The 25518-nt window shown below is 68.5% G+C and carries 22 protein-coding genes and 1 CRISPR repeat array; of the genes, 9 read left to right on the top strand and 13 right to left on the bottom strand.

Annotated elements, in window-relative coordinates:
* Positions 1–35 precede the first annotated feature (35 nt).
* Together HMJ39_RS02485 and HMJ39_RS02480 are read right to left on the bottom strand one after the other, a co-directional pair.
* On the bottom strand, positions 36–2168 hold the full coding sequence (locus tag HMJ39_RS02485; RefSeq protein ID WP_194296157.1) for a PQQ-dependent dehydrogenase, methanol/ethanol family: 2133 nt from the start codon (positions 2166–2168) through the stop codon (positions 36–38).
* Between the two features lie 40 nt (positions 2169–2208).
* A complete protein-coding gene (locus HMJ39_RS02480; RefSeq protein ID WP_323370810.1) occupies positions 2209–3657 on the bottom strand; it encodes an aldehyde dehydrogenase family protein in 1449 nt (482 codons plus the stop codon).
* Between the two features lie 374 nt (positions 3658–4031).
* Here HMJ39_RS02480 and HMJ39_RS02475 point away from each other — a divergent pair, with 374 nt between their 5' ends.
* Positions 4032–4985, top strand: coding sequence for a helix-turn-helix domain-containing protein (locus tag HMJ39_RS02475; RefSeq protein ID WP_194296156.1), 954 nt, complete (start codon positions 4032–4034; stop codon positions 4983–4985).
* Here HMJ39_RS02475 and HMJ39_RS02470 read toward each other — a convergent pair.
* Positions 4982–5416: an acyl-CoA thioesterase gene (locus HMJ39_RS02470; RefSeq protein ID WP_194296155.1), complete on the bottom strand. Its 435-nt coding sequence runs from the start codon at positions 5414–5416 to the stop codon at positions 4982–4984. The two genes, HMJ39_RS02475 and HMJ39_RS02470, sit on opposite strands and share 4 nt — an antisense overlap.
* 128 nt (positions 5417–5544) lie before the next feature.
* Here HMJ39_RS02470 and HMJ39_RS02465 point away from each other — a divergent pair, with 128 nt between their 5' ends.
* Both HMJ39_RS02465 and HMJ39_RS02460 read left to right on the top strand, forming a co-directional pair.
* A complete protein-coding gene (locus tag HMJ39_RS02465; RefSeq protein WP_194296154.1) occupies positions 5545–6612 on the top strand; it encodes a DUF748 domain-containing protein in 1068 nt (355 codons plus the stop codon).
* A 26-nt stretch (positions 6613–6638) separates the two neighbouring features.
* Positions 6639–7139 carry a hypothetical protein gene (locus HMJ39_RS02460; protein WP_194296153.1) on the top strand — a complete coding sequence of 167 codons (501 nt, stop codon included), beginning with the start codon at positions 6639–6641 and terminating at the stop codon, positions 7137–7139.
* A 94-nt stretch (positions 7140–7233) separates the two neighbouring features.
* On the opposite strand, the gene HMJ39_RS02455 is transcribed toward HMJ39_RS02460, so the two are convergent.
* Positions 7234–8760, bottom strand: coding sequence for an FAD-dependent oxidoreductase (locus tag HMJ39_RS02455; protein ID WP_194296152.1), 1527 nt, complete (start codon positions 8758–8760; stop codon positions 7234–7236).
* Complete coding sequence (locus HMJ39_RS02450; RefSeq protein WP_194296151.1) at positions 8757–9395, bottom strand: gluconate 2-dehydrogenase subunit 3 family protein; 639 nt, start codon at positions 9393–9395, stop codon at positions 8757–8759. Before HMJ39_RS02450 ends, HMJ39_RS02455 begins: the two co-directional genes overlap by 4 nt.
* A gap of 186 nt (positions 9396–9581) precedes the next feature.
* Between HMJ39_RS02450 and HMJ39_RS02445 the strand changes: the two genes are divergently transcribed.
* The 4 genes from HMJ39_RS02445 to HMJ39_RS02430 all read left to right on the top strand — a co-directional run bounded on the left by HMJ39_RS02445 (position 9582) and on the right by HMJ39_RS02430 (position 16175).
* On the top strand, positions 9582–10340 hold the full coding sequence (locus tag HMJ39_RS02445; RefSeq protein ID WP_194296150.1) for an SOS cell division inhibitor: 759 nt from the start codon (positions 9582–9584) through the stop codon (positions 10338–10340).
* The gene (locus HMJ39_RS02440) at positions 10337–11767 is read left to right on the top strand and encodes a Y-family DNA polymerase (protein WP_194296149.1); all 1431 of its coding nucleotides are present in this window, start codon (positions 10337–10339) and stop codon (positions 11765–11767) included. The genes HMJ39_RS02445 and HMJ39_RS02440 overlap by 4 nt, the downstream gene beginning before the upstream one ends.
* The gene (locus HMJ39_RS02435) at positions 11767–14904 is read left to right on the top strand and encodes an error-prone DNA polymerase (protein ID WP_194296148.1); all 3138 of its coding nucleotides are present in this window, start codon (positions 11767–11769) and stop codon (positions 14902–14904) included. The genes HMJ39_RS02440 and HMJ39_RS02435 overlap by 1 nt, the downstream gene beginning before the upstream one ends.
* A 101-nt stretch (positions 14905–15005) precedes the next feature.
* On the top strand, positions 15006–16175 hold the full coding sequence (locus HMJ39_RS02430; RefSeq protein WP_194296147.1) for a saccharopine dehydrogenase family protein: 1170 nt from the start codon (positions 15006–15008) through the stop codon (positions 16173–16175).
* Here the strand turns inward: HMJ39_RS02430 and HMJ39_RS02425 are convergent, their stop codons facing one another.
* Genes HMJ39_RS02425 through HMJ39_RS02415 form a run of 3 tightly spaced genes read right to left on the bottom strand, consistent with a single transcriptional unit; the run spans position 16176 to position 17394 of the window.
* On the bottom strand, positions 16176–16502 hold the full coding sequence (locus HMJ39_RS02425; RefSeq protein ID WP_194296146.1) for a hypothetical protein: 327 nt from the start codon (positions 16500–16502) through the stop codon (positions 16176–16178).
* On the bottom strand, positions 16495–16851 hold the full coding sequence (locus HMJ39_RS02420) for an antibiotic biosynthesis monooxygenase family protein (protein ID WP_194296145.1): 357 nt from the start codon (positions 16849–16851) through the stop codon (positions 16495–16497). The genes HMJ39_RS02425 and HMJ39_RS02420 overlap by 8 nt, the downstream gene beginning before the upstream one ends.
* Positions 16852–16881: 30 nt before the next feature.
* Positions 16882–17394, bottom strand: coding sequence for a DUF2244 domain-containing protein (locus HMJ39_RS02415; RefSeq protein ID WP_194296144.1), 513 nt, complete (start codon positions 17392–17394; stop codon positions 16882–16884).
* 208 nt (positions 17395–17602) lie between these two features.
* Here HMJ39_RS02415 and HMJ39_RS02410 point away from each other — a divergent pair, with 208 nt between their 5' ends.
* Positions 17603–19681 (top strand): LTA synthase family protein, encoded by a 2079-nt coding sequence (locus tag HMJ39_RS02410; RefSeq protein WP_194296143.1) that lies wholly within the window; start codon positions 17603–17605, stop codon positions 19679–19681.
* Positions 19681–20781, top strand: a complete 1101-nt coding sequence (locus tag HMJ39_RS02405) for an NAD(P)/FAD-dependent oxidoreductase (protein WP_194296142.1) — start codon at positions 19681–19683, stop codon at positions 20779–20781. The genes HMJ39_RS02410 and HMJ39_RS02405 overlap by 1 nt, the downstream gene beginning before the upstream one ends.
* Positions 20782–20838: 57 nt before the next feature.
* Positions 20839–21661: direct repeats of the CRISPR family, unit length 29 nt; unit sequence CGGTTCATCCCCACGCCTGTGGGGAACAC.
* 96 nt (positions 21662–21757) lie between these two features.
* Here HMJ39_RS02405 and cas2e read toward each other — a convergent pair.
* Genes cas2e through cas7e form a run of 5 tightly spaced genes read right to left on the bottom strand, consistent with a single transcriptional unit; the run spans position 21758 to position 25500 of the window.
* Entirely contained in the window at positions 21758–22060 is a 303-nt protein-coding gene (gene cas2e, locus HMJ39_RS02400; RefSeq protein WP_194296141.1) for a type I-E CRISPR-associated endoribonuclease Cas2e, read from the bottom strand.
* The gene (gene cas1e, locus HMJ39_RS02395) at positions 22057–22980 is read right to left on the bottom strand and encodes a type I-E CRISPR-associated endonuclease Cas1e (RefSeq protein ID WP_161384371.1); all 924 of its coding nucleotides are present in this window, start codon (positions 22978–22980) and stop codon (positions 22057–22059) included. Before cas1e ends, cas2e begins: the two co-directional genes overlap by 4 nt.
* A gap of 2 nt (positions 22981–22982) precedes the next feature.
* Positions 22983–23681 (bottom strand): type I-E CRISPR-associated protein Cas6/Cse3/CasE, encoded by a 699-nt coding sequence (cas6e, locus tag HMJ39_RS02390; protein ID WP_194296140.1) that lies wholly within the window; start codon positions 23679–23681, stop codon positions 22983–22985.
* On the bottom strand, positions 23681–24424 hold the full coding sequence (cas5e, locus tag HMJ39_RS02385; RefSeq protein WP_194296139.1) for a type I-E CRISPR-associated protein Cas5/CasD: 744 nt from the start codon (positions 24422–24424) through the stop codon (positions 23681–23683). Before cas5e ends, cas6e begins: the two co-directional genes overlap by 1 nt.
* An 8-nt stretch (positions 24425–24432) precedes the next feature.
* Positions 24433–25500, bottom strand: coding sequence for a type I-E CRISPR-associated protein Cas7/Cse4/CasC (cas7e, locus tag HMJ39_RS02380; RefSeq protein WP_194296138.1), 1068 nt, complete (start codon positions 25498–25500; stop codon positions 24433–24435).
* Between the last annotated feature and the right edge of the window lie 18 nt (positions 25501–25518).

Raw genomic sequence — 25518 nt, 5'->3', positions numbered from 1 at the left:
CCCCGACCGGTCCGCCGGTCGGGGCATTTTATTGGTTAGAGGCTGTCCTTGAGGTCGTGGGCACGCTTGATCACGTACTGGTGGATCGCCTCGACCTGCTCCGGCGTCAGGCGGCCGGCGAACGACGGCATCCCCTTGTCCTGGTAGAGACCGGCGACGATGCCCGGGAACGCCTTGTGGGTGTCACCGTCCATGTAGCGCAGGTCCGGCACCACGCCACCGCCCATGGCGCTGAAGCCGTGGCACAGGCCGCAATTGTCGTTGTACAGATCACGGCCCTGATCCACGGTGGCGGCGTCGGCGGTGAGCGCCGGCAGCGCCTCCGGCACCGCCACGGCGCGGCGTTGCGGTTCAGGCAGGGTGGCGTCGCCGTCCAGCTTGTAGGTGAGGATGCGCGCTTCCGGCCGCACCTTGGCGTTGGCCGCCAGGCCGCCGAACGCCAGCGGGAACACCCCGCCCCAGCCGGCCATGAAGGTGACGTACTGCTCGCCGTCCACCTCGTAGGTCACCGGGCCGGCCACCACGCCGGTGTTGGCCGGCGCTTCCCAGAGCTTGTCGCCGTCGGCGGCGTCGTAGGCGGCCACGGTGCCGGTGACGTTGCCCTGGAACACCAGGCCGCCGGCGGTGGACAGCACGCCGCCGTTCCAGATGCTGGGGAACGGCTGGCGCCACACTTCCTTCTGCGCCACCGGGTCCCAGGCCACCAGCCGGCCCTTGTAGGCGGCCACGGTCTTGGCCAGGGTCTCGGCGTCCTCGGGCAGGGCCACCGGCTCGCTGCCCACCTGGAAGCGGCTCTTGCCCCGGAAGGTGGCGTCGTTGTCCGGCACCATCATGGCCGGCGCTTCCTGCACCGGAATGTAGGCCAGGCCGGTGTCCGGGCTGAACGACATGGGCTGCCAGTTGTGCGCGCCCAGGGGGCCCGGCACCAGCAGGCGCGGGCCCTTGGTCCAGTCCGCCACTTCCTGGTTCACCACTGGCCGGCCGGTGGCCGGATCGACACGCTCGGCCCAATTCGCCGGGGCGTATTTCTCGGCGGAGATCAGTTCACCGGTGCGCCGGTCGAGCACATAGTAGAAGGCGTTCTTGGGCGCCTGCATCAGCACCTGGCGCATTTCGCCGTCGATCTCCAGGTCCGCCAGGGTGATGGTCTGGGTGGCGGTGAAATCCCACTGGTCGCCGGGGGTGGTCTGGTAGTGCCAGACGTATTCGCCGGTGTCCGGGCGCAGGGCGACGATGGAGCTCAGGTAGAGGTTGTCGCCCTTGCCCTCGGAGCGGGCCTGGCGGTTCCACAGGCTGCCGTTGCCGGTGCCGATGTAGAGCAGGTCCAGTTCCGGGTCGTAGGCCATGGAGTCCCACACCGTGCCGCCGCCGCCCTGCTTCCAGTACTGGTCGCCGAACCAGGTTTCCCGGGCCCGGGCCATGGCCTCGTTCTCCGGCGGCTTGGCGGGATCGCCGGGCACCGTGAAGAAGCGCCAGGCCTGCTTGCCGGTGTCGGCGTCGTAGGCGGTGATGTAGCCGCGCACGCCGAACTCGGCGCCGCCGTTGCCGATGATCACCTTGCCCTTCACCACCCGCGGCGCGCCGGTGACGGTGTAGCTGCGGTTCTTGTCGATCAGGGTGTCCACGCTCCATACCGGCTCGCCGGTGGCGGCGTCCAGGGCGATCAGGCGGCCGTCATAGGCGCCCACGTAGACCTTGCCTTGCCACACCGCCACGCCCCGGTTCACCGGGCCGCAGCAACCGTCCCGGGCGCGCGTCTTGGTGACGCCGGGATCGTATTTCCACAGCAGCTCGCCGCTGCGCGCGTCCAGGGCGTAGACCATGCTGAACGGGCCGGTGGTGTACATGACGCCGTCCACCACGATGGGCGTGGCTTCCACGCCCCGGTCCAGATCCAGCTTGTAGGTCCAGGCCAGGCCCAGGCGGCCCACGTTGTCCTGGTTGATGCGGTCCAGGCGGCTGAAACGCTGCTCCTGATAGGTGCCGCCGTGGGTCATCCAGTTGCCGGGCTCGCCGTCGGCGGCGGCCAGGCGGGCGGCGCCCACGTCCGCCGCCGGACGGGAGGAAGAGGAGGAATCGGAGGGCGCCCGGTCGAAATAGGCGCACGCGGAAAGCAGGCAGGCGGCGGCCAGGGCCGCCGCGCCGCCGGCGCGGATCGAAGTGTTCATTGTTGTCCTCGCTGTTCTTGTTATGCGTGCCGGACCGGTTTTATTGGGTCACGACGGTAATCACTTTTTCTTCGGTGTAGGCGAGCACGCCGCTCAGGCCGCCCTCGCGGCCCAGGCCGCTGGACTTCATGCCGCCCCAGGGCAGGCGCGCGTCGATCGGCGCCCAGCAGTTGACGCCCACGGCGCCGGCGCGCACGGCACGGGCCACGCGATGGGCACGGGCCACGTCGGCGGTCCACACCGTGGCCGCCAGGCCATAGCGGGTATCGTTGGCCAGGCGCACCGCGTCCGCCTCGTCCTCGAAGCCGATCACCGTGGCCACCGGGCCGAAGATTTCATCCCGGGCGATGCTCAGATCATTGTCGCCGAGGAACACCGTGGGGCGCACGAAGCAGCCCTTCTCGGTGTCCATGGCGCCGCCACTGAGCAGTTGGGCGCCTTCCTGCACGCCGCGCTGGATGTAATCGGTGACCTTGTCGCGCTGGGCGGCGCTGGCCAGCGCGCCCATTTGCACCTCGCCGGCGGACGGGTCGCCCACCTGAATGCCCTCGGCCACCGCCGCCAGGTTATCGGCGAATTCCCGCAGCCGGCTGTTGTGCACCAGAATGCGGCTGCCGGCGGCGCACACCTGGCCGCTGTTGAAGAAGATGCCCATGGCGCAACCCTGCACGGCGGCGTCCAGGTCGGCGTCGTCGAACACGATCTGCGGGCTTTTGCCGCCCAGTTCCAGGGACACCCGCTTGAAGCGGCTGCCGGCGGTTTTCTGAATGCGCGCGCCCACTTCCGGGCTGCCGGTGAAGGAAATCTTGTCCACCTCCGGGTGGGTGCACAGGGCTTCGCCCACCACGCTGCCGACGCCGGTGACCACGTTCACCACGCCGTCGGGGATGCCCGCCTCCTGGCACAGCCTGACCAGATGCAGGGCGGACAGAGGGGTTTCCTCGGAAGGCTTGAGCACCACGGTGCAGCCGGCGGCCAGCAGCGGGCCCAGCTTCCAGCTGGTGATCATCAGCGGGGTGTTCCAGGGAATGATGGCGCCCACCACGCCCACCGGTTCACGCACCGTGTAGGACAGGGTCGGCGTGCCCATGTAGCCGGGGGTGGGTATGGTGCGGCCCTCGATCTTGTCCGCCCAGCCGGCGCAGGTGCGCAGGGTGGAAATGGTGTTGGGCAGGTCCAGCAGGCGCGGTTCCATGCCGGGGCGGCCGATGCAGGCCGCGTCCAGGTCCGCCAGGATGTCCGCGTCCCGTTCCACCAGGTCCGCCAGCCGGTTGATCATACGGCCACGCTCCTCGCCGGACAGAGCGCTCCAGTCGCCGCCGTCGAGCTGGGCGCGGGCGGCGGACACCGCCGCCTCCACGTCATCGGTGGTGCCTTGCGCCACCTCCGCCAGCACCGAGTCGTTGGCCGGGCTCACCACCCGCATGGTGCGGCCGTCGGAAGCCGGCACGTCGCGGCCGGCAATGAAATGTCCTCGCTTCTCAGTCACGGAAATGCCTCCATCGGAATCGTTCTTATGATGGCGACATTGTCCGCCGGCCCCGCGATGGCCGGCATGGCACAGGGTGCAAAGTTGTTGACGCTGCGTGCCGGGCCGCGCCCCCGCGTTTGTTGTCGAACGTCTTCAATCTGTTATATTCGTTTCAAGGTTAATAACAACAACCCGGTTGAGCCGGCCCATCCAGGGGCGCGGAAAACCGGTGGCCCAGAGCCGCTTAGCACAGGACCAGGACAGGCCCCTTTCTTGCACGTTTCCTGCATGGGAATTGTTGCAGGCGGGGCGCACGCCGAAGTCCGGCGCCGTGCTCGCAGCCCGGTCACCGTTTCCCGATCAACGCCATGGAGAATGCCGTGGAGAGCGCCGTGCAAGCATTACGCAGTCACACCCAGCCCGCGCCGGGCAATCACCAGGTGATTGAAGGCTTCCGCCCCTGGCAGAATTTCGTCAACTGCAACTTCCCCTGGCTGGAAATGAGCGCCAGCAAGACGCAGGATTTCCGCGCCGACGTTCAGTTGTGCAACTTCGACCACCGCGCCGTGGCGGTGATCCGCTCCGACTCCTGCCAGGTGCGCCGCACCGGTTTCGGCGCCCGCCGCGCCGAGGAAGGCCTGCTCAAGGTGATGTGGCAGCAGAACGGACGCACCGCCGTGGAGCAGGACGGCCGCGAGACCCTGCTGCACACCGGCGACGTCACCATCTGCGACACCGCCCGCCCCTACCAGCTGGCCATGGAGGACCACGCCCAGCTGGCCATACTGATGCTGCCCTACGAGGCGATCCCCGGCTGGGAGCGGCTCAGCCAGCGGGTCTGCGCCCACACCCTCAATGATCGCACCACCGCCCGCGCCGCCCTGGCCGCGGTGATGGCGCTGCTCGACCAGCCCGGCGACGGCGCCGGCAACGCCAGCCCGGTATTCCAGGCGGTGCAGATGATGCTTTCCGCCCTGCTCCATTGCGCCACCGCGCCGGACAAGCTGTCCGCCGCCACCACCCTGGACGTGGCCCACCAGCACGTGCTGGCGCACATCGACGACCCGGAGCTGAGCCCGGACGAACTGGCCGGCGCCCTGCACGTGTCACGGCGGGCCCTGTACCGGCTGTTCGAGGAGCATCAACTGACACCGGGCCGTTTCATCCGCCGGGTGCGCCTGGACGCGGTGCGCGAGGCCCTGGCGGCGCCGGACAACGAACACCGCAGCATTCTGGAAATCGCCCTGGATTACGGCTTCACCGACAGCGCCAGCTTCAGCCGCGCCTTCAAGGCCACCTTCGGCGTCAGCCCCAGCGAGTGGCGCCACAGCCTGCCAGGACGTTAGCCGGCTAGGGTCGCCAGCGCCTCGCGCAGCGGCTCCGGAATCGGCACCGGCCGGCCGCTGGCGCGGTCCACGAACACGTGCACCACGAAACCCAGCGCCTTGGCGTCGCCCTGTTCACCGAACAGGGCCAGACCGTAGCGCACCGAGCTGTTGCCCAGCTTGTCCACCCGCATGCCCACCGCGAGCGCCTCCGGGTAGGCCGCCGCCTCGAAATAGTCGCACCCGGAGCTGACCACGTAGGCGATCACCTCGCCGCCATGAATATCCAGGCCGCCCCGGTCGATCAGATAGCGGTTGATGGTGGAATCGAAATAGCTGTAATAAACGACGTTGTTGATGTGGCCGTAGACGTCGTTGTCCGCCCAGCGGCTGTCCACCGGACACAGGTAACCGAATTCATCGCGCGACGGGCGCGAGCGGGTCTCGCTCATGGGCACTCCTGGCAAGGGTCGTCGGGGCCCGGCATGATAACCCGGGAGCACGGCCGGGTTCACGGACCGGCGCGGCGGCGTCGGGCACTCTGAAACCCTGCTTTCAGCCTCAAGGAACGGGAGCCCCAATGACACGACGTCGCCGTTTGCTGCTCATCACCCCGGCGGTGCTGATCGCCCTGCTGCTGATCCTGCACCTGGCCCTGCCCGGGCTGGTGCGCCACTACTTGAACCGGCAGCTGGCGGACATGGGCGACTACCGCGGCCACGTGGAGGACGTGGACCTGGCCTGGTGGCGCGGCGCCTACCGGCTGGAGGGCCTGACCGTGACGCGGGTGGACGGCGCCGTGCCCCAGCCGCTGCTGAACGCGCCGGCCATCGACCTGGCGGTAAGCTGGCGGGCGCTGTGGGAGGACCACGCCCTGGTGGCGCGCATCCGCTTCGAGAAGCCCACCCTCACCTTCGTGGACAGCGACGACGGCGCCGACCAGACCGGCGCCGGCACCGACTGGCGCACCCAGTTGGAACGTCTGGTGCCGATCACCCTGAACGCGGTGAGCGTGCGCGATGGCCGCCTGGTGTTCCGCAACGACCATTCCGACCCGCCGGTGTACCTGGACGCCACCGACGTCCAGGCCCGGGTCACCAACCTGACCAACACCCGCGGCGCCGACGGCAGCCGGGTGGCCACCCTCACCGCCCGTGCCCTGCTGCCCGGCCAGGCGCCCCTGGAAACCCGGGCCACCTTCGATCCGTTCAGTGACCTGAGTGATTTCGATTTCCGGCTGCGCGTCATCGACATGGACCTGACCCGGCTGAACGACTTCAGCCGCGCCTACGCCAACCTGGACGTGCAGTCCGGGCGCGGCGACCTGGTCATGGAGGTGAGCGCCCGGGACGGCCGCCTGGACGGCTACCTGAAGCCGCTGCTCAAGGATCTGGACGTGTTCGACTGGCGCCAGGACGTGAGCGGCCCGGACGGCAGCGTGCTGGGCGGCCTGTGGGAAGCCCTGGCCGGCGCCGCGCAGACCCTGTTCAAGAACCAGAGCCGCGACCAGTTCGCCACCCGGGTACCGATTCGCGGCCAGGTGGGCGACGGTGAAACCGGCACCTGGGCGGCGTTTTTCGGTATCCTTCGCAATGCGTTCGTGGAAGCCTTCTCGGCGCGCTTCGAGGGCGACGCGCCCCGGCAATGACACCCGCATCAGCACAGGAGATCCCCATGGGCATGCGCCTTCCCCTGGCCCTGGCCGGCCTGCTCGTCGTCACCGGCTGCGCCACCACCTCCGGCCCGGACTACCGGCCCGAGCCGAACCCGGCGCCCCGCGACCTGCGCGCCTATCAACTGCGCCTGGACCCGCCGCTGCCGGCGGAGCGGGTGCGCGTGGAGGTGGTCTACCGCGCCACCAAGGCGGAGTGCCCGGTGACCCAGGCCGGCGTGCAGTTGACCCCGGAATCCCGGGGCCAGAGCCTGAGGTTCCAGGTCGCCCTGGACCAGTTCACCGACCCGCGCTGTGGCTGGCAGGCCAACCAGCTGTGGATCGCCCTGCGCGCCGGCGACAACTACCGCACCCGTTTCAGCGTGCCGCCGGCCCTGGACCAGCAGGTGCGCTGGTGCCGGCTCAATCCGGAGCACGGCACCTGCCTGGCCCGACAAAAGGACATCCTCGACTACAAGGTGCCCGGCGACGTGCACCGGGTGGTGATCACCAGGGGGCAATAAGTCGCCGTAGGTGCTGATCGCGACTGAAGTCGCTCCCACAGTGGAGAAGGCTCTTTGTAGGAGCGACTTCAGTCGCGATCAACCGGCTCGAAGATCAAACCATGCGTTCGGCGATGCGCGTAGCCAGCGCGTACACCGTGACCTGGGGATTGACGATGATCGAGGTGGGCAGCAGGCCGGCGTCGGCGATATAGAGCCCTTTCACATCGTGGCTCTCGCCGTCACCGTTGACCACGCTGGTGGCCGGGTCGGCGCCCATGCGGGTGCTGCCCTGGGGGTGATAGCTGACCATGCGCAGATGCTGGGGGGCGTTTTCCAGGCCGTCCACGGCGGCGTCGATGTCCGCCTCGGAGCGGATCACCCGGCGGTCGCTGGAGGGCACATAGACCTCCTCGGCGCCGGACGCCAGGTGCAGCCGGGCGGCGGCCTTGAGAGCCCGCTTCATGGACGGAAAATCGGCGTTGTCGAGCTGATAGTCGATCACCTTGCGGCCGTCCTCCCAGCGAATGGTGCCCACATTGTGGTCGTGGATCAGGGTCACCAGCCCGGCCAGGTACTTGCTGTCGCGCATGAAATCCATGAACGGCTCGCCGCTGCCGGGCTCCGCGGTCATGCTCAGTTCCACCGGGCCGGCGCCGCCGTCCTCCAGCACGAAGCCGCCCTTGTCCGGGTGCAGGAACTCATCCACGTACACCCCCAGCATGGCGCCCCGCCAGGGATGCACCGGCTCCGGGTAACGGGCGGACACGTACAGCGACGGGTGGCAGGCGAAATGGCGGCCCACCTGGCCGGAGCCGTTGGCCAGGCCGCTCTTGAGCAGCAGCAGCGGCGTCTGCACCGCGCCGGCGGCCAGAATCACCCGCTCCGCGTTGACCGTCAGGTCCGCCACCTTGGCGCCGTCGTGGCCGGTGACCTGGGCGCGCACGCCCCGGGCCCGGCCGTTCTCGGCCAGCACTTCCGTGACCCGGGTGTCGGCGAAGATGCGCGCCCCGTGGGCGGTGGCCCAGGGCAGATAGCTGACCAGCATGGATTGCTTGCGCTCGGTCTTGCAGCCGGACAGGCAGTGACCGGTGAGCGCGCAATCGCGGATATTGCGTTTGAACGGCTTCACCGACCAGCCCAGCTTGCGGGCGCCGGCACGGATCAGCCGGCCATGGCGGGCGATTTCGTGCTCGCCGTTCTCGTGAATCGCCAGATTGCGCTCCACCCGCTCGAAGTACGGCGCCATTTCCTCGGCGGTCAGCTCGGACAGCCCGAAATCCCGCTGCCAGTCCTCGAGGATGAAGTCCGGGGTGCGAAAGCACACGCAGCCGTTGACCACCGTGGAGCCGCCCACGCAGGCGCCCTGCAACACCAACAGATCGCCGCTCTTGTTGGTCTGGCCGCCGTGGTCCTGATAGAGGGTCTCCAGGCTGTGGGAGAAGCGCTCGGTGAAGTCCTTCGACGGCACATAGGGGCCCGCCTCCAGAATCACCACCTTCTTGCCGCGCCGGGCCAGCTCGTAGCCGGTCACCGCGCCGCCGGCGCCGGAGCCGACGATCACCACGTCCGCGTCCAGGGTCAGCCGGGATTCGCCAACGTCCTTGGCCTGGGTCACCGCCAGGCCGGATTCACCGGTCATGCTCGTTCCTCCGCGCGCCCGTCATCCGGCGCTTCATCGGGAAGGGGTGCGTTGCCCAGATAGGCCAGCCCCCATTGCTCGGAGACCGGGCCGTCGAACTCGATGGCCGACCAGGTGGCCGGATCGCTCCAGTAGGCGCTGTAGGTAAGCTGCTTGATCACCGTGGCCAGGGTGCGCTGCACCACGTTGCCGCGACTCCAGGCGTCGAAGTAGGCACGCCCGGTGGCCGGGTCCAGGTCCACGAAACGGCGCCCGTGGAACACCACCGCCGCGTTGTCGAACAGGCCCAGCCCGGTGGCCAGCTGCTCGCGCAGCGGCGCCGCCATGAACCCCAGGGTCTTTTGCACATTGGCCACCACCGGCACCTCCCCGGTGGCGGGCAGATCGGTGCCCTCGGTGGGCAGCAACACCACCCGGGCGCGATCGAACAGATGGTATTCCTGGCGGCTCAGGCCCTCGGCCCAGGCCGGCTTGGGCTGCTCGTCCAGGGGCGAACGGCGCAGCAGCGCGAAGCCACCGGCGGCGACCGCCGCCACCCCGGCGGTGCCGGCCAGGGTCCATTTGAGAAAGCGCCGCCGGGTCAGCCCGCGTTGCCAGGTCGCGGTGATCCGGCGAGCGGTATGTTGTTGTGTCATGAGGCTCTCGGGGCTCGGGAACAGGCTTTCGAAGCTACTCAACCACCCCCGGGAATACAATATGTTTACCCGCACAGGGCCCGTTGACCGCACGGGACAATAGCCGGGCTCGCGGCTTCACCCGGGCTTGCAGCTTCCGGCCATCTCGGATACTGTCCTTTTGTACAGTATCCGAGTGCGTTTCCCATGTCCTCCGCGTTTCTCCAACAGCTTCTCTCCCGCCGGGACACCTGGCGGGGGCGCGACCTCGACGGCGCCGCCCGGGGCGGCCGGCCCACCGGCTTCGCCGGCCTGGACCGGCTGCTGAGCCAGGGCGGCTGGCCCGCCCAGGGGCTGGTGGAATTGCTCTGCCCGCTGCCCTGCCCGCCGCTGCTGCATCTGCTGCTGCCGGCGCTGGCCGGCGACCAGCCCGGCGCCCGGTTGATCGCCAACCCGCCGGAGCGGCCCTCGGCGCGGGCCCTGGCCCGCGCCGGCGTGCCCCTGGAGCGGCTGCTGGTGCTGCACGGCGAGCGCGACGGCCTGCTGCGCGCCTGCTACGAGGCGGCCGCCAGCGACACCGTCGCCACCCTGCTGCTGTGGGCGCCGGGCGGCGCCCTGCCCGCGGGCACCCTGCGGCGGCTGCACCTGGGCGCCCAGCAGGGCCGCTGCCTGCTGGTGCTGGCCCGGCCCCGGCGGGCGGCGCGCCAGCCCAGCCCGGCGCCCCTGCGGCTGGAACTGGACTGCCCGGCCCCCGGCGAACTCACCGTTACCGTGCACAAGCAGCCCGGCGGCCGCCCCGGGGAACGCTGCCATCTGAGCCTGCTGCCCGAGCACCTGCGCCGCCCGCCGCCGGCCACCGCCACCCTGCCGGTGCTCACCCGCCGGCCGGCGGCGGCGCATGAACCGACGCCGGCCCTGCCCGGGCGCCCCGCCGAACCGCCGGGCCGGGAGGCCCCGCGTCCATGAGCGCCCTGTGGCTGGCCCTGCATTACCCGCTGCTGGACCTGGAAGCCGGCGACGGCCCGGTGGACCGGCCCCGGGCGCTGGTGCACCGGCACCGGGTGCTGCAGGCCAACCCGGCGGCCCGCGCCGCCGGCGTGGAAACCGGCCTGCGGCTGGCCACCGCCCGGGCCCTGTGCGAGGCCCTGGAAGTGCGCGAGGCGGACGACGGCGCCCGGGACCGGGCCCTGCGCCACCAGGGCCGCCAGCTGCTGGCGCTGACCCCTCAGGTGTGCCCGGCGCCGCCGGCCAGCCTGCTGCTGGAGGTGGGCGGCTGCCTGAAGCTGTTCGGCGGGTTCCAGGGCCTGCTGGCGCGGATCGACCGCTACCGCCTGCATTGCCCCTTCACCACCCGGCTGGGGCTGGGCCCCACGCCCCTGGCTGCCTGGCACCTTACCGATCCCCCACCCCTGGAAGGCGTGCCGGAGACGGCCCGCTTCCAGGCCTGGCTGGCGCAACTGACCCTGGACCAACTGGACCTGGAGCCACGCCTGCGCGAGCGCCTCCAGGCGCCGGGCTTCCGCACCCTGGGGGAGCTTTATCCGCTGCCCCGCCCAGCCCTGGGCAAGCGCTTCGGCGCGCCCTTCCTGGACTGGCTGCAGCGGCTGCTGGGCGAAAAACCGGACCCGCGCCGCCCCCTGGCGCCGCCCCGGCCGTTTCGCCGGCGCCGCGACTTCGACGACCCGCTGGACAACCTGGACCACCTGCACCGGCCCATGGAAACCCTGCTCGGCGAGCTGGCCACGGACCTGGAGCGGCACCAGGAAAGCGTGGCGGCGATCCGCTGGCATCTGTACCTGAACAACGGCCACCGGGACACCCTGGTGATCCGCCGCGCCCACCCGGGCCACGACGTGGCCACCTGGCTGGATCTGACCCGGCGGCGCCTGGAGCATCAGGTGCTGGAGGCGCCGGTGCTGGGCCTGGGGCTGGACGGCGGCCGGCCGCGCCCGCGCAATCCGGCCCTGGCGGACCTGTTCCCGGACCCCGGTGCCCGGGCGCCCCTGGCCGGCCTGCTGGAAAAGCTGGCCGCGGAGCCGGCCCTGCGCCTGTACCGGCCGGACCGGGACCCCGGCCACCTGCCCGAGGAAACCGAACGGGGCCGGGCGCCCCTGGAACGGCCGCCGGCGCCGGCGGCGCCCCCCGCCGCGCCGGCCACGCCGGAGGACCGGCCCCTGTGGCTGCTGGACCCGCCGCGCCCGCTGAGCGTGCGCGACGCCGTGCCCCACTGGCGCGACCGGCCGCTCAGCCTGTTTCCCCAGGAGGAGCGCTTCAGCCAGCCCTGGCACGACCAGGCCGCCCGCCGCTACCACGTGGCCCACCATCCGGACGGGCTGTGCTGCTGGGTGTTTCAGGACGATCGGGACGGTTGGTGGTTGCAGGGTTTTTTCTGATGGCCTTCGCGGAACTGCATTGCACCTCCGCCTTCACCTTCCTGGCCGGGGCCAGCCATCCGGAGGAGTTGGTGGAGCAAGCCCATGCGCTGGGCTACCGGGCGCTGGCGATCACCGACGACGGTTCCCTGGCCGGGGTGGCGCGGGCCTGGCAGGCCTGGAAAAACCTCGAAACCACTTACAAAGACGCGGGTAAGCCTCTGAATTTCAAGCTTATCGTTGGCAGCCATTTCCGTCTCAAGGAAGACCGGGGGGCGCTGCGGCTGGTGTTGCTGGCCCGGGATCGGCGGGCCTATGGGGAGATCGCCACCCTGATTACCCAGGGCCGCCGGCGCGCGGAAAAAGGCCACTACGACCTGCACTGGCGGGATCTGGCGCGCATCGAGCGCCATGCCCTGTGCCTGTGGCTGCCCGCCGGCGACGCCCGCGACGAGGCCCACGCCGCCCTGCTCCAGGCGCACTTCGGCGAGCGTCTGTGGCTGGCTTGCGAGTTGCTGCAGGAGGGCAATGACGCCCTGCTCTACCGCTATCTGCACGGCCTGGCGCGCCGCCACGGGCTGGCCATGACCGCCGCCAACGACGTCCACTACCACGTGGCGGAACGTCAGCGTCTGCAGGAGGTGTTCACCGCCCTGCGCCTGAACACCACGGTGCAACGGCTCGGCGATAAGCGCTTTCGCAACGACCAGCGCCATCTGCGCCCCCTGGAGCGGCTGGCGGCGATCTACCCGCCGGCCCTGCTGGAAGAGGCGGCCTGGATCGCCGATCAGTGCGTGTTCCGCATGGACGAGATCCGCTACCAGTACCCGGAGGAGGTAGTACCGCCGGGCCAGGACGCGGACCAGTACCTGGCCGGCCTGGCCCACCAGGGCGCCGAGGCCCGCTACCCGGACGGCGTGCCGGAGCGGGTGCGCGCCCTGGTGGACCGCGAGCTGGCGCTGATCCGCCAGCTCGGCTACGCCCATTACTTCCTCACCGTCCACGACATCGTCACCTTCGCGCGGAGCCAGGGCATTCTCTGCCAGGGGCGCGGCTCCGCCGCCAACTCCGCGGTGTGCTACTGCCTGGGGGTCACCGAGGTGGACCCGGACCGCGGCCAGCTGCTGTTCGAGCGCTTCATCTCCCAGGAGCGGGACGAGCCGCCGGACATCGACGTGGACTTCGAGCACGAGCGCCGCGAGGAGGTGATGCAGTACCTGTACCGCAAGTACGGCCGCGACCGGGCCGCCCTGGCGGCCACCGTGATCCGCTACCGCACCCGCTCGGCGGTGCGCGACGTGGGCCGGGCCCTGGGCGTGGACCAGGACGTGGTCGAGCGCCTCAGTGGCAATCTGGCCTGGTGGGACAAACCGGACTCCCTGGTGGAGCGCTTCCAGGAACTGGGCCTGGGGGGCTCCACCCTGGGCCGCCACTACCGGGAGTTGGTCCAGGAAATGATCGGTTTTCCCCGCCATCTGTCCCAGCACGTGGGCGGTTTCGTGATCACCCGCGACCCGGTGCACACCCTGGTGCCGGTGGAAAACGCCGCCATGCCCGACCGCACCCTGATCCAGTGGGACAAGGACGACCTGGAATCCCTGGGCCTGATGAAGGTGGATGTGCTGGCCCTGGGCATGCTCACCGCGATCCGCAAGACCCTGGGCCTGGTGAGCGGCTACCGGGGCCGGCCAATGGCGATGCAGGACATCCCCGCCGGCGATGAGGCCACCTACGACATGCTCTGCCAGGGCGACAGCCTGGGGGTATTCCAGGTGGAATCCCGGGCGCAGATGAACATGCTGCCGCGCCTGCGCCCCCGGGCCTTCTACGACCTGGTGGTGGAGGTGGCCATCGTGCGCCCGGGCCCGATCCAGGGCGACATGGTGCACCCCTACCTGCGCCGCCGGGACGGCCTGGAGGAAGAGGACTACCCGGACGAGAAGGTACGCGGCGTGCTGGAGCGCACCAAGGGCGTGCCGATCTTCCAGGAGCAGGTGATCCAGCTGGTGATGGTGGCCGCCGGGTTCTCCGGCGGCGAGGCGGACCGGCTGCGCCGGGCCATGGCCCGCTGGGGCAAGAGCGGCGAGCTGATGGGCTTCGAGGACAAGGTGATCCAGGGCATGCGCGCCAACGGCTACAGCGGCGACTACGCGCGCCGCCTGTTCGAGCAGATGAAAGGCTTTGGCGGCTACGGCTTCCCGGAATCCCATGCCGCCAGTTTCGCCCTGCTGGTGTACGTGTCCGCCTGGCTCAAGCGCCACCACACCAGCGCCTTCTACTGCGGCCTGCTCAACAGTCTGCCCATGGGGTTCTACTCACCGTCGCAGATTCTCCAGGACGCCCGCCGCCACGGCATCGAGACGCGGCCGCCGGACGCCCGGCACAGTCACTGGGACCACACCCTGGAGGAGCCGCAACGGCAGAAGCTGGGGGTGCAGCCGGCCCTGCGCCTGGGGCTGCGTCAGATCAAGGGCTTCAACCAACAGGCCGCCGACCGGCTGGTGGCGGCCCGCGCCGAGCGCCCCTTCGCCAGCGTGCGCGACCTGTGCCAGCGGGCCGGCCTCAATCACCGGGAACGGGAGGCCCTGGTGGCCGGCAACGCCCTGCGTGGCCTCAGCGGCCACCGCCACCAGGCCCACTGGGACGTGCAGGGCCTGGAGGCGCGTCGGCCGCTGCTCGGCGGCGACGGCGACGCGGTGCGCGACGACCACGACGGGGTTTACCTGGACGCGCCCTCGGAACACACCTCCCTGATCGAGGACTACCGGCACCTGGGGCTGACCCTGGGCCGCCATCCCATGGCCCTGGTACGCCACCTGCCGCGCTTCAAGCGCTGCTACCGGGCCAAGGAGCTGAAGCGCGCCCGGCCCAACCAGCTGGTGCGGGTGGCGGGCCTGGTCACCAACCGGCAGCGCCCGGGGTCCGCCAAGGGCACCCTGTTCATGACCCTGGAGGACGAAACCGGCAACACCAACGTGGTGGTCTGGACCTCGGTGCAGGAGCGTTTCCGGCAAACCCTGCTGAAAAGCCCGCTGGTGATCGTCACCGGCACCGTGGAGATCAGCCCGGAGGGCATCGTCCATCTGATGGCCGGGCGCCTCCAGGACGCCCGCGACGCCCTGGACGAGCTGCAGGTGCGCTCGCGGGACTTCAAGTAACGGCCACCTTCACCATCAAAAGGCCGTTCGCGACCCTGCACGGAGGGCCGGTCCGGGGTCTATAGTGAGCGCATCATTCGCAACAGAACGGATTGCCGATTATGAGCAATGGGAGAGAATTCGATCTCATCGTCTACGGCGCCAGCGGCTTCACCGGCCGGCTGGTGGCGGAGTACCTGGACCAGACCTACGGCGGCGACCTGAAATGGGCACTGGCCGGCCGCAACGCCGAGAAGCTGGCGGCGGTACGCGCCGAGATGGGCATCGCCGACAGCGTGCCGGTGGTCACCGCCGACGCGGACCAGCCGGACACGCTCAAGGCGCTGGCGGAACGCACCCGTCTGGTGCTGACCACGGTGGGCCCCTACCAGCTCTACGGCGAGCCGCTGGTGAAGGCCTGCGCGGAGGCCGGCACCGATTACGTGGATCTGTGCGGCGAGCCCGCCTGGATGCGCCAGATGATCGACCGCTACGGCGACACCGCCCAACGGAGCGGCGCGCGCATCGTGTTTTCCTGTGGTTTCGACTCCATCCCCTTCGACCTGGGCGTGTTCTTCCTGGAACAGCAGGCGAAAGAGAAAGGCCTGGCGCCGCTGAACCGGGTCAAGGGCCGGGTGCGGGCCATGAAGGGCACCTTCTCCGGCGGCACCGCCGCCAGCCTCAAGGCCACCCTGGCGGCGGCCAAGGACCCGGAGATCCGCGCCCTGCTCACCAACCCGTTCGCGCTCACGCCGGGCTTCAGCGGGCCGGAGCAACCGCCGGCGGCCAAGCCGGAGTACGACGACGCCCTGGGCAGCTGGGCGGCACCGTTCATCATGGCCGCCATCAACACCCGCAACGTGCACCGCTCCAATTTCCTGCTCGGCCATCCCTACGGCGAGGATTTCGTCTATGACGAAATGATCCTCACCGGCGACGGCGACAAGGGCAAGGCCACCGCCGAGGCGGTCGCCGAGGACCGCTCCCTGGCCGGCGAGGACGCCCCCAAACCCGGCGAGGGCCCGAGCAAGGAAGAGCGCGAAAACGGCCTCTACGACGTGCTGTTCGTCGGCGCCAACGACCAGGGCGAGCAACTGGCGGTGAGCGTGTCCGGCGACAAGGACCCGGGCTACGGTTCCACCTCGCGGATGATCAGCGAAAGCGCCCTGTGCCTGCTGCGCGACGCCACCGACACCGCCGGCGGCATCTGGACCACGGCGCCGGCCCTGGGCGACAAGCTGATCAAGCGGCTCACCGAGCACGCCGGGCTGAAGTTCAAGGTAGAAGGCTGATCAAAGCGGGCTGAGGGCGCGAACCTCCAGCCACCGCCCCCGGCCCGGCTCGTAATGAAACTCGCCCACCACCTGGACCCGCTGGTCCAGGTGGTCCCGGGCCACGGTCAGGGGCATCAGTTCCACCCGGTTGAGGGCCTCGTCCTCGATCCAGTAATGCTCCGGATCGTCGAAACCGCGCACCACGCCGCTGGTGGCCACCAGGGTCTCCTGGTAGCGCTCCGGCTGGGCGGCCAGTGCCCGCAGAGGCGCGCCCTGGGGCGCGTCGCTGTAATCGCAGCCCGCCAGCAGCGCCACCGCCAGTATCACGCCGGCGCGCCTAATCATTGTCCGGCGCCTCATTGTCCGGCCCCTCATTGCCACTGCCCGGCTGCGGCGGCACTTGCCATTCCGGTTCCTCGAATTCGCCCAGGGGCGTGATCTCGCAGGTGCGGGCGTGTTTTTCCAGGATCGCCTTGACCCGGGCGCTGCGGCTGTCGTCCTTGGCGTCCCGTTGCGCCTTGGAGTCCCAGTGGGCAATGGCCAGCAGGGTGTCCGGCTCGCCGATTTTGCGGTGCAGGTAGGTGCCCCGGGCACCGGGGCTCTGCTGGATCATACGGCTGGCTTCCCGCCAGGCCTCGGCGTACTCCTCCACGGTGTACCCGTCCTTCATGCGCACTTCGAAGATGTACTTCATCGCCTTTCCTTCGTCGCCATCGCGGAAGTGTCAAGGCCGGGCGGTTTCCCACCAGCGGTCGGCGGTTTCCACCAGCCCCGCCCGGCGCAGAGCCTGGCGGGCCTCCTCGCGGCCCTCGCCGTTGAGGAAGGCGGCCAGTTCCACGCCGCCCTGGTCGTCGCACAGGCGCAGGCGCATCAGATCGATGGCCTTCACCGGCATGATCAGATGCAGGTGCGCGTCCGGGCGGCGCAGCTCCCACTCCCGGCGCGGCGGCCCGCGCACGCCCTGCTGCACGCGCACCCGGTGCGGCTCGATGATGACGCGCTGGTAGAGGTAGCTGAGCCGGAAACACACCCGGTACATCAGATAACACAGCAGGCCCACCTCGAAGCCGGCGAACGGCAGCGCCAGCCAGATGCCGGCGGCGGTCCAGGCGGCGGCCACCACGAACACCACCGCGGCGATCAGCGCCATGAAGCGCTTCACCTGGGACCAGTCGGCGGACAAATGCGGGGTCAGAGTGATGGTCGTGACCCCGTCGCGGGTTTCGCTGCGCACCATGTCGCGGCTCGGGCTCGGCTGCGTTAGGGAGCCATTATCATCGCACCGCCGGCACGGTGATGGAAACGCCCCGTCCTCCGGGCCGGGAACGGGTCGCGTTGACGCCGGTCCCATTCGCCATCATGGCCCATGCATCGACCCGACAGGGGGAGTACCATGGGCGGTTTACCGGATCAACCGGGTCAATTCCCTTTACGAGGAGGCACGCATGGGGTGGTTGCAGTCCCGACGGCTTCGTTTTCTGGCCGCCTGCGTGGCGGCGTTTTTCGTCCTGTTGGTGGCCCTGCGGGCGGTGTTCTACCTGTTTTTCTCGGAGGTCGGCGAAACCGTGACCGCCTCTTCCGGCGCGCTCTGGCAGACGCTGGGCGTGGGCTTGCGTTTCGACCTCAGGCTGGCCCTGCTGCTGGTGCTGCCGCTGTGCGTGCTGGCCTGGCTGCCGCGCGTCAACCTGGCCACCTCCGCCTTCATGCGCGGGCTCGCCCAGGCCTATCTGACCCTGGCCACGCTGGTGGTGGTGCTGATCTACATTCTCGACTTCGGCCACTACGTCTATCTCGGTGACCGGCTCAACGTCACCGCCCTGCGCTTCCTGGAAGACACCGCCATCTCCACGCAGATGGTGTGGGAGAGCTACCCGGTGGTGTGGATCACCCTGGGCTGGCTCGGCCTCACCGCCCTGATGGCCTGGCTGTTCGCGGTGCTCGGCCGGCGCCTGCTGAAACGCCCGGCCCGGCGCATCCGCGCCCGCTCTCTGTGGGCCGGCGGCGCCATCGTGTTCGTGCTGGTGGTGTTCGGCCTGCTCGGCCGGGTCACCCACATCAACTGGGAGAACCCGGTACCTCTGCGCTGGAGCGACGCCTTCGCGTCCGGCGACAAGGCGGTCGCCGCCCTGGGCCTGAACCCGGTGCTGTTCCTCTACGACACCAGCCAGCTGGACGCCGACCCCTATGATCTGGACGCGGTGAAACGCTACTACCCGATGATGGCGGACTTCCTGGACCTGCCCGCCGAACGCCGGGGCGAGCTCAACTACGAACGCCACGTGGCGGTCCAGCCCCATCGCCTGGACCCGCAACGGCCGCCCAACATCGTGGTGGTGATGCTGGAATCCCTGGGCGCCAGCCGCGTGGGAGCCTATGGCACGCCTTTCGATCCCACCCCCAACCTGGACCGCATCGCCGAGGACGGCTGGTTCTTCGAGCACTTCTACGTGCCGGTCACCGGCACCGCCAAGAGCATCTGGGCGTTCCTCACCGGTATCCCCGACGTGGCCCCGGAGGAAACCGCCAGCCGCAACCCGCTGATCGGCCATCAACGCATGATCGTCAATCAGCTGGATGGCTACCGGAAGCTCTACATGGTGGGCGGCAACGCCGGCTGGGCCAACCTGGAAGGGCTGCTCACGCGCAGCATCCAGGGCCTGGAGCTGTACGAGGAAGGCGACTGGAAAGGCGGCAACGTGGACGTCTGGGGCATCTCCGACCTGGAGCTGTTCAAGGAATCCAACGCCATTCTCGAACAGATCCCCGAGGACCAGCCGTTCTTCGCCTTCATCCAGACCGCCGGCAACCACCGGCCGTTCACCATTCCGCCCAACAACGACGACTTCCAGGTCCGTGACGACCTGTCCGAGGAGGAGCTGCGCGCCAACGGCTTCCGCAACGCCGCCCAGTACAACGCCGTGCGGCTGCTCGACTACAACGTCGGCCGCTACATGGAAATGGCCCGGGAAAGCGGTTACTTCGACAACACCCTCTTCGTGTTCTTCGGCGACCACAACAACCGCATCACCACCCTGCCCCACATGCCCCGCTTCCAGGAAGTGCTCGGCCTGGAGAGCCACCATGTGCCGCATATGATCTACGCGCCGGCGCTGCTCGAACCCCGCCACATACGCGAAGCGGTGAGCCTGATCGACGTGATGCCCACGGTGGCCGGCCTGATCGGCCAGGACTACGACAACACCACCCTGGGCCGGGACATCCAGCAACCGGCACCGGAAGGCGACCGCACCGCCTTCGTGGTGCTGCGCGAAGGGCCGGCGCCGCAGATCGGCGCGGTCACCGCCGACCATCTGGCGCGGCTCAACCACGACGGCGAAGCCGCCAGCCTGCATGAGCTGTATAGCGACAACCCGGAACAGGACCGCTCCGAGGAGCAGCCGGAAACCTACGAGCACCTGTTCAACCTGGCCCGGGGTTTCTACGAAACCTCCCGCTACCTGTTCTACGACAACGCCATCCGCGACGAACACGCCCGCCAGGCCACCGGGGACGGCGCGGACTGATGGACACCGTCGGCACCGTCATCATCGGCGCCGGCGTTGTCGGTCTGGCCATCGCCCGGGCCCTGGCCCGGGCCGGCCAGGCGCCGGTGGTGCTCGAACACGAGGCCCATTTCGGCGAGCACCTTTCCTCGCGCAACAGCGAGGTGATCCACGGCGGGCTCTACTACCCGCCGGACTCCCTCAAGGCCCGCGCCTGCCTGCGCGGCAACGCCCTCCTCCATGAATACTGCGAGATGCGCGGCATCGGCCACCGGCGCTGCGGCAAGCTGATCGTCGCCGGCCCCGGCCAGCGGGACGCCCTGCAACGGCTGCACGACAACGCCCGCGCCGCCGGCGCCACCGGCCTGACGGAATGGGACCGGGACACCCTGCGCCGGGAAGAGCCCTGGCTGGCCGGCGAGCGGGCACTGTTCTCCGCCCACAGCGGCATCGTCGACAGCCACGGCCTGATGGCCAGCCTGGCGCGCGAAGCGGAAGACGGCGGCGCCCTGCTCGCGCCCCGCCACCGGGTGACGGCGGTACGCTGCGCGCCCGGGGATTTCCGGCTGGAGGTGGCGACGCCGGACGGCACCGTGGACCTGGCCTGCGAGCGGCTGATCAACGCCGCCGGCCTCGGTGCCGTGCCCCTGGTGGCGGCCATGGAAGGCTTCCCCGACCGGCAGCGCCCGGACCAGGGCTTCGCCAAAGGCAGCTACTTCGCCCTCAACGGACCGGCGCCCAGCCAACGGCTGATCTACCCCCTGCCCGAGGCCCACGGCCTGGGCGTCCACCTCACCCTGGACCTGGCCGGCCGCGCCCGCTTCGGCCCGGACGTGGAATGGATCCCGGCGTCCAACTACCACGTCGACGAGGCGCGCCGGCCGGCCTTCGAGCAAGCGGTGCGCCGCTACTGGCCGGCCCTGCCCCACGGCGCCCTGCGCCCGGACTACGCCGGCGTGCGCCCCAAGCTGCGAATGCACGGCGACCCCTACCCGGACTTCCTGATCCAGGATCACCGCGATCACGGCCTGGACGGCCTGATCAACCTGCTCGGCATCGAATCCCCCGGCCTCACCGCCGCCCTCGCCCTGGCCGAAAACGTCGCCGCCAAAGCGCGCTAGAACGCGGTAGGAGCGACTTCAGTCGCGATCCAGCCTCGCGGTAAAACACCCCGACACCGATTTATCCCCACGCCTGTGGGGAACACTTGAGGCGCCGATCGCTGATGAGAGGGATTCGACGGTTCATCCCCACGCCTGTGGGGAACACTATAGGAGGGAAGCCCCTCTAGGCGTATGAAACGGTTCATCCCCACGCCTGTGGGGAACACGGCGGGCGGATGAATCGTGCCAGGGTGCCCGGCGGTTCATCCCCACGCCTGTGGGGAACACTTGATCCGCTGGTTTTTTACGCAACCGTGGGACGGTTCATCCCCACGCCTGTGGGGAACACTTGGCTGGCGCCTTGCCGGAGGCCTTGGTTTTCGGTTCATCCCCACGCCTGTGGGGAACACGTTCTGCCATCGCTGTTCCGCTGCAGTTGGTGCGGTTCATCCCCACGCCTGTGGGGAACACAATGGGGCGCAGCCGAATGGAAGCGGAATGCCCGGTTCATCCCCACGCCTGTGGGGAACACACAGGGCGGCGTCTGCCCAGCGTGCGAAATCGCGGTTCATCCCCACGCCTGTGGGGAACACGCCAGCCGGTCGCCCGCCGGCTGTGGCCGGCCCGGTTCATCCCCACGCCTGTGGGGAACACTTTCCGGCCACCTGTCGTGACGCCGCCATGGCCGGTTCATCCCCACGCCTGTGGGGAACACGACCAGAACGAACAGCACCCAAAGCCCGCCGGCGGTTCATCCCCACGCCTGTGGGGAACACGGATCGACGGCTAAGCATCGCCCCGATGATGGCGGTTCATCCCCACGCCTGTGGGGAACACCGTGAACAAGGGCTGGTCAACCGCCAACCTCGCGGTTCATCCCCACGCCTGTGGGGAACACTCTAAATGTATCCTACTGATCTAAAAGGAAAAAATCAGGGGCAGAAAATCCACCGAATAAATCGGTCAAAAAATGCGCATTATTAAAGAGGGGAAATCAGGAGGACGACGATTCGTCGACGGGTAGAAAGGAGACCAGTCGCAGGCCATCGTGATCGACGGGAACACGGCGATTCTGACCGCAGGTCTGGAAGTCGAAGCCGGATTCAGTATTGGTGGCCCAGCAGAACGCCACATTGCCGTCTTCGGCCAGTTCCTGGGCTTGTTCCCAAATCATCTCACGAAGGCGTTTGCTGACGTCGCCAACGTACACGCCGGCGCGTATCTCAAGCAGCCAGACGGCAAGGCGTCCGCGCAATCTCGGCGGTACATTCTCGGTCACCACCACCAGCATACTCATCCCTGGCTCCTGTGCCCGCTGTCGGCCGGGGATTGCGGTTCGGGAATGGCGGGTGGCTGGCTGTCTTCCGGTGGGGGCGGTGGCTCAATACCGCCGGCGGCGAGGACGTCCTCAATGGCGGGGATGATGCGCTTGAGCAATTTGCTTTGCCGGAAGACATCGCGACAGGCGACGCGCACGGCCCGGTCCGGGGTAACCGGTTTACTGGCCGCGATGCGAAAGGCGACCGGCACCACGGTATCGAATTTGAACAGGTCGGCGATGTCGTAAACGAATGACAGCGGCTTGCCGGAGTGAACGAACCCCACCGCCGGTGCGTACCCGGCGGCCAGCACCGCCGCTTCGGTGACACCGTACAGACAGGCGGTGGCGGCACTGAGGCACTGATTGACCACATCGGACTTGTCCCATTCCTTGGGGTCGTAACGCCGCCCCTTCCAGACCACGCCGTACTGTTTCGCCATCAGCTCGTAGATTTTGCGTACCCGCGCGCCCTCGATACCTCGCAGCTGGTCCACGCTGCGTCGCTCCGGAGCCGGTTCGCCGAACCGCTGCTCGAACATACGGCGTACAACCTTGAGCCTCAGGTCCGGATCGAGGGCGAGCTTCGCCTGATAGAGCAGCTTGTCGGAGCGGGCGCCACCGGGCTGCCCGCTGGCATAAAGCCGGACGCCAGCCTCGCCAACCCAGATCAGCAAGGTGCCGGTCACCGCGGCCAGCTTGACCGCCGCATGGGAGACACGGGTGCCCGGTTCCAGCATGATGCACGCCACCGAGCCGACGGGAATGTGCATCCGCTCCCCGTTGACCTCGTCGACCACCACGAAGGCGCCGTCTTTCACATCAATGCGCCCGTAGGCGACGAACATCATCGAAACGCGATCCTTGATGGGAATGGGTTTGAGCGGCACGAACGCCATGGTCAGGGACGCCGGATCATCATCATGCCGAAACCAAATGCCTTGGAACGTCCCAGGCCTTGCGTCAGTGATGCCAAGAAAGCCTCGGGGTCGGTCACCTCCAGCTTGCCGCTATAGTCAACGCCCGAGAATTGAATCGGCTTACCCTTTTTTCGGCGACCCAGGTTGTGTTGACGATAACCACTGACCTCCGGTGGCCCGCACAATGCAAACCCGTGCTTCTCGCCCTGCCCGGCCAGCCACTGGCACGCGGCCGCGTCCATGGCGTCCTTACACTCCTGGCTGGCGCGCTGGTCCAGCGCAAACGCCGATTTGGCGTGCATCAGTACATCACTGCGGCGGGAGTGTTTTTGCCCATCGACGCGATGCGACACCGTGGGGTTGGCGCGCAATCGAAACGCCAGGGTTTCCCCCGCATCCAGGCGCGGCGCGAAGGACTTGCTCTCCACGTCCAACAGGCCCGGCAGCGCCACCGGCGTTTGCTGGGAAAGCATATAAAACAACGGCAGCCCCTTGCAGCGGCCTTCGCCATCGGCGCCGTCTTCCATTTCCTGGCGGAACAAAAAAGGCCTCGGCCCGGTGTAATCCGGGAATAAACGCCATAGCAATTGGTGCGTGCCATAAGGCTCGCCGCCCATGACCGCGAACAGATCATCGCGGCCGAGACCATTGAGATCGACACGAACGCGAGAGAGATGCATCAGGCCACCTCCCGGGCGTCTTGATAGCGACGGAATGCCTTGCGCGGGCCAAACTGCCAGCGGTCTCGGTTGAGCGGGTCATCCCAAACGTCGTTGCTTTCAACATGACGATCGTCGCCGTCCAGGTCCGTGGCCGCGCCTTCCCAGGCATACAGACAAGCCGTGTCGTCACGCAACCAGGCTTGCTGACCGGTGAGCAACGGCTCGAACTGGTGGTCCAGGGCCGCCTTTAAACTGTCGCGCTCCACCACTTCGGGTGCCAGTGGCGCCGCCAAAGGACAGGCCCGACGCCCCAAATAGAGAGGGAACACCGGCTTGAGCAACGCCGCGCGAAGCGTCGACAGATCCTGCCGAACCGCCGGAGTAGCCTGTACCGCCACCGTCCACAGGCCGTCACAGCGATACTGCCGACTGGAGAGAATGGTATTGATCACTTTGCGGGGCGCATTCAGCTCATCCCGGCGGGTGTGATAGCGGACCTTCGACTGCGAGGCGGGCACCTGGGCGGTGTGATAATCGCTCAGTAAAGAGCCGGCACGGTATTGCTTCACCGCCACCCTAAAGCCACCGAACAAAGCCGCCTGCCCTTCCGCATCGTCACGGCGCACACCAAGCGCCGCGCCCAGCAGGCCAAGCACCGCACCGCGGCCCGGGCAAGTGCCCGACGGGCGCGTTTCGCCCACCGCCGCTTCGCCCCAACTGGCCAGCGGCGCGTACAGGCGGAAGACAAGATACTCGCTCATGGCGCCCCCTAGCGATCCGCCTTCAGAAACTCGATCAGCGAAGCGAGATCCCCGGACGTCATGCCTTCAGGCGCGCCCGGGTAGTCCGGCTCGGCGGACAGCACGAAGCGACGATCGGCACCGGCGCCATAGGCGCCGTCAAAGGCACTCACCTGACGTTCAAGACGCTGAATGGCATCCAGCGCCTGGTTGTCACCGCCCACCGGCTTCAAGAACGACACCGACAGCGAGCGAGGCTGCTGATCGCCGGCTTCCACCAGCACATAGCTGGCGTGAGCCCGGGAGCCAAAGCTGTTCTGCTTGCCTTTGGGTGAGGTACGTACGGCGGCTTCCAGCAGCGCGGCAATAGCCCGATCCGCCAGGTTCCGGTCGCCCTTTAGATTCTCCTCAAGAGCATGACGATCGATACAGACATAGGAATAAAACAGGCCGGCGCCAAAACCCGCGTCGCCCACATGGGCTGCACCGCGATGTTCCTCGCCGGTGTTCAGGTCGTCCACGGCGGTGAAATAGTCGTCCTCCACTTCGGCGGCGTGCACGGTAATGGCGTGCGCCACCTGACAGGCCGCATCCACATTGAAAGACGGTGACGCGGCCAGCATGCGGCCAAACAGGGCCACGTCCACGGCGCTGGTATGGTGCCGCAAGGCCACCAACTCATCTTTTTCCGGCGCCCGATCTTCCCCCGCCAGCGTAGCCACCAAGGCGTTCACCGCGGTCTGTTCCTCGGGGCCGATGTGTACCAACTGACTGGTTTCCAGCTTGCCTTTCTCCACATCGCCGAACACCTTGGCGATCTCCAGCGCCCATTGATTCGCCTTTTTTTCATCGACGCCCTTGCCGATCAGATCCGCGGCCGCGTTAAGCCCCACTTTCTTGGTGCGCTTACCGCAATGCTCCCCCAATGCTTCCTCAAACAGCGCGGAGGTGCGCCAGGTACGCTTCAGGCTTTGCGAGGATACCCGCAGCCGCTTCCTGCCCCCCATCATCGCCGTCTTAGGGCGCCCCAGGTCGTCCCGGTTGAGATTGGCCGGCGGGTAGGACGTCAGCAGATGCATTTGAATGAAATGAGTCATGGCACATCCCTATTTATA

This window comes from Alloalcanivorax profundimaris (genome assembly GCF_015265435.1).
Classification (GTDB): Bacteria; Pseudomonadota; Gammaproteobacteria; order Pseudomonadales; family Alcanivoracaceae; genus Alloalcanivorax; species Alloalcanivorax profundimaris.
This window is presented reverse-complemented; position numbering and strand designations above follow the sequence as displayed.

Excerpts from the sequence above, each read along its gene's own strand:
- HMJ39_RS02485 (WP_194296157.1), bottom strand. The coding sequence starts at position 2,168 with ATGAACACTTCGATCCGCGCCGGCGGCGCGGCGGCCCTGGCCGCCGCC.
- HMJ39_RS02470 (WP_194296155.1), bottom strand. The coding sequence starts at position 5,416 with ATGAGCGAGACCCGCTCGCGCCCGTCGCGCGATGAATTCGGTTACCTG.
- HMJ39_RS02465 (WP_194296154.1), top strand. The coding sequence starts at position 5,545 with ATGACACGACGTCGCCGTTTGCTGCTCATCACCCCGGCGGTGCTGATC.
- HMJ39_RS02460 (WP_194296153.1), top strand. The coding sequence starts at position 6,639 with ATGGGCATGCGCCTTCCCCTGGCCCTGGCCGGCCTGCTCGTCGTCACC.
- HMJ39_RS02455 (WP_194296152.1), bottom strand. The coding sequence starts at position 8,760 with ATGACCGGTGAATCCGGCCTGGCGGTGACCCAGGCCAAGGACGTTGGC.
- HMJ39_RS02450 (WP_194296151.1), bottom strand. The coding sequence starts at position 9,395 with ATGACACAACAACATACCGCTCGCCGGATCACCGCGACCTGGCAACGC.
- HMJ39_RS02445 (WP_194296150.1), top strand. The coding sequence starts at position 9,582 with ATGTCCTCCGCGTTTCTCCAACAGCTTCTCTCCCGCCGGGACACCTGG.
- HMJ39_RS02440 (WP_194296149.1), top strand. The coding sequence starts at position 10,337 with ATGAGCGCCCTGTGGCTGGCCCTGCATTACCCGCTGCTGGACCTGGAA.
- HMJ39_RS02435 (WP_194296148.1), top strand. The coding sequence starts at position 11,767 with ATGGCCTTCGCGGAACTGCATTGCACCTCCGCCTTCACCTTCCTGGCC.
- HMJ39_RS02430 (WP_194296147.1), top strand. The coding sequence starts at position 15,006 with ATGAGCAATGGGAGAGAATTCGATCTCATCGTCTACGGCGCCAGCGGC.
- HMJ39_RS02425 (WP_194296146.1), bottom strand. The coding sequence starts at position 16,502 with ATGATTAGGCGCGCCGGCGTGATACTGGCGGTGGCGCTGCTGGCGGGC.
- HMJ39_RS02420 (WP_194296145.1), bottom strand. The coding sequence starts at position 16,851 with ATGAAGTACATCTTCGAAGTGCGCATGAAGGACGGGTACACCGTGGAG.
- HMJ39_RS02415 (WP_194296144.1), bottom strand. The coding sequence starts at position 17,394 with ATGGTGCGCAGCGAAACCCGCGACGGGGTCACGACCATCACTCTGACC.
- HMJ39_RS02410 (WP_194296143.1), top strand. The coding sequence starts at position 17,603 with ATGGGGTGGTTGCAGTCCCGACGGCTTCGTTTTCTGGCCGCCTGCGTG.
- HMJ39_RS02405 (WP_194296142.1), top strand. The coding sequence starts at position 19,681 with ATGGACACCGTCGGCACCGTCATCATCGGCGCCGGCGTTGTCGGTCTG.
- cas2e (WP_194296141.1), bottom strand. The coding sequence starts at position 22,060 with ATGAGTATGCTGGTGGTGGTGACCGAGAATGTACCGCCGAGATTGCGC.
- cas1e (WP_161384371.1), bottom strand. The coding sequence starts at position 22,980 with ATGGCGTTCGTGCCGCTCAAACCCATTCCCATCAAGGATCGCGTTTCG.
- cas6e (WP_194296140.1), bottom strand. The coding sequence starts at position 23,681 with ATGCATCTCTCTCGCGTTCGTGTCGATCTCAATGGTCTCGGCCGCGAT.
- cas5e (WP_194296139.1), bottom strand. The coding sequence starts at position 24,424 with ATGAGCGAGTATCTTGTCTTCCGCCTGTACGCGCCGCTGGCCAGTTGG.
- cas7e (WP_194296138.1), bottom strand. The coding sequence starts at position 25,500 with ATGACTCATTTCATTCAAATGCATCTGCTGACGTCCTACCCGCCGGCC.